The 8,389-nt window shown below is 69.8% G+C and carries 7 protein-coding genes; 3 read left to right on the top strand and 4 right to left on the bottom strand.

The features are described from left to right. The 4 genes from B9S58_RS31765 to B9S58_RS31750 all read right to left on the bottom strand — a co-directional run. A partial coding sequence (locus B9S58_RS31765) for an ATP/GTP-binding protein (protein WP_098899855.1) occupies positions 1 to 482 on the bottom strand: 482 nt, incomplete at its 3' end. After that, entirely contained in the window at positions 463 to 870 is a 408-nt protein-coding gene (locus B9S58_RS31760) for a DUF742 domain-containing protein (protein WP_003966010.1), read from the bottom strand. The genes B9S58_RS31765 and B9S58_RS31760, both read right to left, overlap by 20 nt. A 135-nt stretch (positions 871 to 1,005) precedes the next feature. Next, on the bottom strand, positions 1,006 to 1,419 hold the full coding sequence (locus B9S58_RS31755; protein WP_006127850.1) for a roadblock/LC7 domain-containing protein: 414 nt from the start codon (positions 1,417 to 1,419) through the stop codon (positions 1,006 to 1,008). A gap of 9 nt (positions 1,420 to 1,428) precedes the next feature. Next, positions 1,429 to 5,205, bottom strand: a complete 3,777-nt coding sequence (locus B9S58_RS31750; RefSeq protein ID WP_103535369.1) for a nitrate- and nitrite sensing domain-containing protein — start codon at positions 5,203 to 5,205, stop codon at positions 1,429 to 1,431. Between the two features lie 587 nt (positions 5,206 to 5,792). Between B9S58_RS31750 and B9S58_RS31745 the strand changes: the two genes are divergently transcribed. The 3 genes from B9S58_RS31745 to gltX all read left to right on the top strand — a co-directional run bounded on the left by B9S58_RS31745 (position 5,793) and on the right by gltX (position 8,361). After that, complete coding sequence (locus B9S58_RS31745) at positions 5,793 to 5,975, top strand: hypothetical protein (RefSeq protein ID WP_103535368.1); 183 nt, start codon at positions 5,793 to 5,795, stop codon at positions 5,973 to 5,975. A 93-nt stretch (positions 5,976 to 6,068) separates the two neighbouring features. After that, positions 6,069 to 6,854 (top strand): fumarylacetoacetate hydrolase family protein, encoded by a 786-nt coding sequence (locus tag B9S58_RS31740; protein ID WP_103535367.1) that lies wholly within the window; start codon positions 6,069 to 6,071, stop codon positions 6,852 to 6,854. After that, complete coding sequence (gltX, locus tag B9S58_RS31735) at positions 6,847 to 8,361, top strand: glutamate--tRNA ligase (RefSeq protein WP_103535366.1); 1,515 nt, start codon at positions 6,847 to 6,849, stop codon at positions 8,359 to 8,361. Before B9S58_RS31740 ends, gltX begins: the two co-directional genes overlap by 8 nt. The last annotated feature ends 28 nt before the right edge of the window (positions 8,362 to 8,389 follow it).

The raw sequence follows: 8,389 nt of genomic DNA, 5'->3' as shown, positions 1-8,389 counted from the left end.
GGCCCGATCTGGAGTGCCTCGCGTACTTCGTCGGGGGTGTAGGGCTGGTGTCCGTCGAAGCCGTTGAGGGCGATGACGAAGGGCAGTCCGCTGTTCTCGAAGTAGTCGACGGCGGGGAAGCAGTCGGCGAGACGGCGGGTGTCGACGAGGACGACGGCGCCGATGGCGCCGCGGACCAGGTCGTCCCACATGAACCAGAAGCGGTCCTGGCCCGGCGTACCGAAGAGGTACAGGATCAGGTCCTGGTCCAGGGTGATACGCCCGAAGTCCATGGCCACCGTCGTGGTGGTCTTGTCCCCGGTGTGGGTCAGATCGTCGATGCCCGCCGAGGCGGACGTCATCACGGCTTCGGTGCGCAGCGGATTGATCTCCGAAACGGCACCGACAAACGTGGTCTTACCCACGCCGAAGCCCCCTGCCACCACGATCTTCGCCGAGGTAGTGGAGCGGGCCGCTCCGCCGCTAGAGCTTGCGAAGTCCACTGAGCACCCTTTCGAGCAGTGTCACATCCGGCGCGCCGCCGGCCTCTCCGTTGCCCGGCTGGTGGATGGCCACCATGCCGGCTTCCGCCAGGTCCGCCACCAGGATCCGGGCGACGCCGAGCGGCATCGACAGCAGTGCCGACACCTCCGCCACCGACTTGACCTCACGGCAGAGGTGGCAGATCCGCTGATGCTCGGGGAGCAGGGTCCCCAGGTGCGCCGGGTCTGCCGTTGTGCTGACCAGAGCCTCTATCGCGAGCTGGTAGCGCGGCCGGGTCCGGCCGCCGGTCATGGCGTAGGGACGAACCAGCGGCTGGTCGCCTTCCCCGTCGTACGACGCGTGGTGCAGTGCGCCGTACGGATCGGGTGAGGCGGGTGGCGGGGTCATGAATCCTCCGGGCGTGACAGCAGGTTCTCGGCTTGCCGTCTGCAAGGGGCCGGTGAGGGGACTAAAACGGCCTGACGGGTGAGGGTTGTGGGCATTACCTGGGGGGACCGTGTCGTGAATCCGCTGGATGGCCGCCTAGTGGAGCAGACTGCCTTGGAGCTCGGCGCGGAGGTCGGGCGTGAGGACGGTGCCCGCACGGTCGACCAGGAGGGCCATTTCGTACCCGACCAGACCGATATCGGCGTCCGGATGGGCCAGAACGGCCAGTGACGAACCGTCGGAGATGGACATGAGGAAGAGGAATCCCCGCTCCATCTCCACAACCGTCTGACTGACGGCGCCGCCCTCGAAGATCCGGGACGCACCCGCGGTCAGTGAGGTGAGACCGGAGGCGACAGCGGCGAGCTGGTCGGCGCGGTCGCGCGGGAAACCTTCGGACATCGCCAGCAGCAGGCCATCCGCGGAGACCACCACCGTGTGGGACACCCCTGGGGTGTTGTCCACGAAGTTGGTGATCAGCCAGTTCAGATTCTGCGCGGCCTGACTCATGGGGCTCAACTAACGCTCCTGCTGGTGAGTGGGGCCGAGATGGATACTGCCGGTCTGCGGGCCGTTGTTGGCCTGCCGACCCTGCTGGATGCCCCGGCGGAGATTGGTCAGACGACCGCGCACGTCATCGGGCGCGCGCGAAACCTGAGGTCCGGACTGGTGATTCTGCTGCTGAGCGGTCCCCGGAACCAAATTGGCGCGGGGAACACGGCGGGGCAGCCCGGAAGTGGTGACACCGCCGGCCGCGGGCTTCTTGACCCGCTCGGCCTGGCGTACGAGTTCGTCGTTGGGCGAGGCCCGCCAGGAACTGGTGGCCGAGGTGTCGGACGCACCACGCTGAGGCATGGGCGGGACCGGCACACCGGCGGCCTCGGGAGCGGCCGGCGCCTGCGGTTCGGCGGGCGGCTGCTGGCCGCCCTGGCCCGGACCGTGGAACCAGTTCGTCTCCAGGGTGTCGTACAGCGGCGTACGGCCGTCCCCGGGACCGGCCGGGGGCAGGGCCTCCGGCTGCTGGGGCTGCTGCGGCAGCGCCGGACGCGGCGCACCGAAGTCGCTGCCGTCCAGGCCGCGCTGACGCGGCGCGGGCGGCTGCTGGCCCTGGTCGTACGGGCCCTGGCCCTGCTGGTTCTGGTTCGGCTGCTGCGGGACACCGAAGTCGGGCCGGGCGAACTGCGAGGTGCTCGCCGGGTCCTGGCCCTGCGGAGCCTGCTGCTGGTACGAACGGTCCTGGGGAGCCTCCGGCGCCGAGAAGTCGGGCCGGGCGAACTCGGAGGTCGCGCCGGGACCCTGGCGGTCGTCCGACGGCCGCTGGTCCAGCGGGGCGTTGAACGACGGGTCCTGACCGGGGGCCGCCGGACGGGCGAACTGCCCGGTCGCGTCGTGCTCCTCATGACCGCGCGGGGTGTCGGCGCCCCAGCTGGTGGCCGCGGGCCGCTGCGGCTGCGGGTTGCCCCCGGGCAGCTCGGCACGCGGTCCACCGGTCGGCGGCAGCTGACGGCCGGGGCCGCCGGGCTGCTGGAAACCGCCCTGGGCGGGGCCGCTCTGTTCCTGGCGGCCCTGGGGCTGCTGCGCCCCGGGATCCTGCTGGTTGGACGGGCCCTGCTGGTTCTGCCAGCCGGACGGGCCCTGCTGGTTCGGCGGTGCGAACTGGCCCGGACGGCCGTTCTGCCCGGGGGAGGGCGGAGCGCCGTGCCCGAACAGGTTGGGCTGCCCCGAGTCACCACGTCCGGGCGCATCGCCCTGGGCGCCGTGGGCACCGAGCCGGGCACTGTTGCCGAAGGCGCCGGAGAGACCGCCGCTGCCCTGGCGCTGGGGGGCCTGACCCTGACCCTGGCCCTGTGCCGGGAAGTCCTGGCCCGGGCCGCCGTTGCCCGGCTGGCCGCCGGTCCCCGGGCCCTGCGGACGGCCCGGTGTGCTGTCCCGGGCCGGCAGTGCCGCCCGGGGACCCGCGCCGGCACCGACCTGGCCGCGCTGTGCGCCGGGTCCACCGCCGAGGCTCTTGGCACCCGGTCCGCCGGGACCGCTGCCGAGACCCGAGCGCTGGCCGTTGCCCGCGCCGTTCCCACCGCCCGCGAGCAGACCGCCCGGGGCGCCGGGCTGCTGCTGCCCGGGGCCCTGCTTGGACGGCGGCTGCTTGCCGCCGTGCGCGACGTCGACGGGCAGCATGACCAGCGCGGTCGTACCGCCGGAGTCGGAGGGGCGCAGCTGGATCCGGATGCCGTGACGCAGCGACAGCCGGCCGACCACGAACAGACCCATGCGGCGGGAGACGGAGACGTCCACCGTCGGCGGCTGCGCGAGCCGCTCGTTGATCGCGGCGAGGTCCTCGGGGGAGAGGCCGATGCCGGTGTCGTGGATCTCGACGAGCACCCGCCCGTCGGGCAGCGCGTGACCGGTGACCCGGACCTTCGTCTGCGGCGAGGAGAACGACGTCGCGTTCTCCAGCAGCTCGGCGAGCAGGTGCACGAGGTCGTTGACGACCCGGCCCGCGACCTCGGTGGCGGGCACCGCGGACAGCTCGATGCGCTCGTACTGCTCCACCTCGGAGGCGGCGGCACGGAGTACGTCGACCAGCGGGACGGGCCGGGTCCACCGGCGTCCCGGCTCCTCGCCCGCGAGGACGAGGAGGTTCTCGCCGTTACGGCGCATACGGGTCGCGAGGTGGTCGAGCTTGAAGAGCGAGGACAGCTGGTCCGGGTCGGCCTCGCGGGACTCCAGCTCGGAGATGAGCGAGAGCTGGCGCTGGATGAGGCCCTGGGAGCGGCGCGACAGGTTGGTGAACATCGCGTTGACGTTGCCCCGGAGGAGGGCCTGCTCGGCGGCGAGGCGGACGGCCTCGCGGTGCACGTCGTCGAAGGCCGCGGCCACCTGGCCGATCTCGTCCCGGGAGTGCACGCCGACGGACTCGACGGAGGTGTCGACGTCCTGCGGGTCGGTCTCGGAGAGCTGCTTGACGAGCTCGGGCAGCCGGTCCTGGGCGACCCGGGTGGCGGTGTCCTGGAGGCGCCGCAGCGAACGGATCATGGAGCGGGCCACCACGAAGGCGCCGACGAGCGAGACGCCGAGCACGATGAAGATGACCGCACCGTTGATGATCGCGTCGCGCTGGGAGGCCTGGCGCAGTTCGCGGGCCTTGGCCTCCATGTCGCTGAGGAGGGTGGCCTCGATCGTCTCCATGGCCTTGATCTTGATGGTGCTCTGGTCGTACCAGTCCAGGTACGACCGGACCTGCTTGCCCTCGATCCCGTTCGTGGTGTCCAGGACCCGCTTGGCGTACATGTTCCCGGCGTTGATCTCCGGGTTGCCGTTGTCCAGGGAGGACAGGAGCTCCTCGGCGCTCTCCCCGGTCGTCCCGTAGATCGTCTTGAACGAGGTGAGGGCCCGGGACTCCTTGGCGAGCGCGTTGGAGCCGAACTGCCGGTCGTTCGGGTTGAGGTGCGACTTCTTGACCGAACCGCCGGGCAGCGCCGCGGCGATGATCGCACGCTGGACCGAGGCGTACTCCTTGGCGGAGGAGAACGCCGCCAGGGCCCGGGTCCGCTTGATCATGTCCGGGTTGTTGGTCGCCTGCGCCATGTCCTGCGAGAGGCTCAGCAGCGAGGTGATCAGCTGGTTGTACTGGTCGACCGTGTTGAGACTCGGTGCGTCCGCTGCGTACGCCGTCTTGCGGATCGTACGGATGGTGCCGAGCTGGGAGGCGATCTGCGAGATGCTCGCGTGGATGCTGTCGAGCGCCTCGTCGCCCTCGGAGTCGCCGATCGAGTCGGTCTCGTCGAGGAAGGCGTCCTTGGCCCGGTCGGTCTTGTCCCGGGGCCCGGTGACCTTGTAGTCGGTGGGCTTGGACTTGTTCGACAGCGGACCGGCCGACTGGTCGCGCTCCACCTGGAGCGCCTGGGCGAGCGAGGTCGCCTGCTTGGTCATCTTCGTCAGTAGCTGCATGTGCTCCAGCTGCTGCATGTCGGTCATGGACTCGTTGATCCTCAGACCGCCCAGGCTGGTCGCGGCGACCACGGGGAGGGCGAGGAGAGAGACCAGCCGCGTGCTGATGCGCCAGTTACGGAGCGCTATTCGCGAACCCGTGTCGACCGGGTCGCGCGGCTGTGCGGGCGGGTTCGGCTCCGCGCCGCTGCTCGTCGTGGAGCCCGGGCGCTGCGCGCGGTCGCTGTTGTCGCCGGCGCCGGCCGGCCCGGGGTTCTGGGCGTGCTGGGGCGAGGAACCGCGGTCGGTCCCGCCGTGCGGCTCCTGTTCCGCCGGAGCGCTGCCATCCCTCTTGAAACGTCCCTGCACTAGCGTCGCAACCTCTGGACCAGGCGTCCCGCCCGCGCGTGCGGACAAGAACGGTGTCGGCTTCGTGGGGCGCTGGACGCGCCCCATGGTGGTCGTATGAGTGACCGGCGAACTTCCCCCTCCCGCCGCCACTCGGCGCTGCGTTGCGCCCTGCGCGCCGGCCTTGTTGAAACCCGCGGCGGTGCGTGGAATTCCAGCACAGTGCAGGATCTCCAACAAGGCCCATGTACCGGGCTGTGACCTGAGTGACACGTTGTGATGGATGAGTAACAAGTAGTGGAGAGTGATCGTAAGTAAAGCGGACTATTGGGGAGGAGTCACCTAGGGGTGGGGGGTGTCCCAGTCGCGATGATCAGGAGCGGAATGGTGGATTCAGTGATGCAATGTCTGTTTTATGGACCAGAAGCAAGTGTCCGTATTGAGTTAATTGTCGATTAGTTCGTGAGCAAACTCACATGATGATCGTCGCCTCATCCCGGCTCCGGCGGGGAATCGGATGTTTAGCCTGACGCTTTACAGGGATGGCGAATCCGACAAGTCGGCGCCGCGACGAGCGACGCCCACACCGACAAGGATCCTGACGGCAGATGAAGACGACGACGATGTTTCGCAACATTGCCAACCCCCGGCGCACCACGCTGGCGCACCTCAAGGACGCCGAAGCGCTGCAGACGCCCCTCCAGCCGGAGCACGCCGCCGACCTGCCGACCGTGACGGCCAACCCGCGCCGCACCATCCTGATGGAAGCCCCGGTCGCGGCCGCCCAGTAGCGTCCCCGCGATGCGCGCGGCTGTCCCCCTCATCGGCGTTAGCCTGGAGCGTCAGTCTTCAGTCAGCCAGCAAGTGAGGGGCGACAGCATCCCGTGCGCATCGCCAGGTTCTCCATCGACGGCAATGTCGCCTTCGGCGCCGTCGAGGGACAGGGCACCGTGGAATCCGGTGACCTCGTCCTCGACATCATCAAGGGCATTCCGTACGCCGACTTCGAGCTCTCGGGTACCAAGGTCCCGCTGAACAAGGTGCGGCTGCTGCCCCCCGTGCTCCCCAACAAGGTCGTGGCCATCGGCCGCAACTACGCGGAGCACGTCGCCGAACTCGGCCACGAGGTCCCCGACGCGCCGATCACCTTCTTCAAGCCCACCACCTCGGTGATCGGCTCCGGCGACGCGATCGAGTACCCCTCCTTCTCCGACGAGCTGCACCACGAGGCCGAGCTGGCCGTGGTCATCGGCCGCATGTGCCGCGAGGTCCCCCGCGAGCGCGTCAAGGACGTCATCCTCGGCTACACCTGCGCCAACGACGTCACCGCCCGCGATGTGCAGCAGCGCGAGAAGCAGTGGGCCCGCGCCAAGGGTTTCGACACCTCCTGCCCGCTGGGTCCCTGGGTGGAGACCGACGTGGACCCCCACGACCTCACCATCCAGGCGACGGTCAACGGCGAGCAGCGACAGCTCGGCCGCACGAGCGACATGGTCCGCTCCATCGAGGACCTGATCGTCCACATCACGGAGGCCATGACCCTCCTCCCGGGCGACGTGATCCTCACGGGCACCCCCGCAGGGGTCGGACCCCTGCACGTCGGCGACGAGGTCGCCGTCACCATCGAAGGCATCGGCACTCTCACCAACAAGGTGATCAAGCGTGGCTAACGCACCTTTCCCCAAGCTCTCGGCTCCGCTCGACCAGGCGAGGCCCCACCGCGTCCGCTTCTGTCCCTCCCCGACCGGCAACCCCCATGTGGGCCTGGTCCGGACGGCGCTCTTCAACTGGGCCTTCGCCCGGCACCACCAGGGCACCCTGGTCTTCCGGATCGAGGACACCGACGCGGCGCGCGACTCGGAGGAGTCCTACCAGCAGCTGCTCGACTCGATGCGCTGGCTGGGCCTGGACTGGGACGAGGGCCCCGAGATCGGCGGCCCGCACGCGCCGTACCGCCAGTCGCAGCGGATGGACCTGTACAAGGACGTCGCCGGGAAGCTGCTCGCCGCCGGGTACGCCTACCCCTGCTACTGCACCACCGAGGAGCTGGACACCCGCCGCGACGCCGCCCGCGCCGCGGGGAAGCCGTCCGGCTACGACGGCCACTGCCGCGACCTCACGGACGCGCGGAAGACCGCGTACGAGGCCGAGGGCCGCAGCTCGATCGTGCGCTTCCGGATGCCCGACGAGGCCATTACCTTCACCGACCTGGTCCGCGGCGACATCACCGTCCAGCCGGAGAACGTCCCGGACTACGGCATCGTCCGCGCCAACGGGGCCCCGCTCTACACGCTGGTCAACCCGGTCGACGACGCGCTGATGGAAATCACCCACGTCCTGCGCGGCGAGGACCTGCTCTCCTCCACCCCGCGCCAGATCGCCCTCTACCGGGCGCTCATCGAGCTGGGCATCGCCAAGGACACCCCCGCCTTCGGTCACCTGCCGTACGTCATGGGCGAGGGCAACAAGAAGCTCTCCAAGCGCGACCCGCAGGCCTCCCTCAACCTCTACCGGGAGCGCGGCTTCCTCCCCGAGGGCCTGCTGAACTACCTCTCCCTGCTCGGCTGGTCGATCGCCGAGGACCGCGACATCTTCTCGATGGACGAGCTGGTCGCGGCGTTCGACATCAAGGACGTCAACGCCAACCCGGCCCGCTTCGACCTCAAGAAGTGCGAGCACATCAACGCCGAGCACATCCGCAAGCTGGACGTGAAGGCCTTCACCGAGGCCTGCGGCCCCTGGCTGCGGGCCCCCTTCGCGCCCTGGGCCCCGGAGGCCTTCGACGCGGAGAAGTGGGCGGAGATCGCCCCGTACGCCCAGACCCGGGTCACGGTGCTCTCCGACATCACCGACAACGTCGACTTCCTCTTCCTCGACGAGCCGGTCGAGGACGAGGCGTCGTGGTCCAAGGCGATGAAGGGCGACCCGGCCGCCCTGCTGACCACGGCCCGCGCCAACCTGGAAGCGGCCGACTGGAGCGACCCGGAGTCCCTGAAGAACGCCGTCCTCACCGCCGGCGAGACCCACGGCCTCAAGCTCGGCAAGGCGCAGGCTCCGGTCCGCGTCGCCGTCACCGGCCGCACCGTCGGCCTGCCGCTCTTCGAGTCCCTCCAGATCCTGGGCCGCGACAGGAGTCTGGCCCGCGTGGACGCGGCACTGGTGAAGCTGACCGCGTAGCGAAGCGACCGGACACCCCCGAGGAGGG

It is taken from the genome of Streptomyces sp. SM11, from assembly GCF_002910905.1.
Taxonomy (GTDB): domain Bacteria; phylum Actinomycetota; class Actinomycetes; order Streptomycetales; family Streptomycetaceae; genus Streptomyces.
This window is presented reverse-complemented; position numbering and strand designations above follow the sequence as displayed.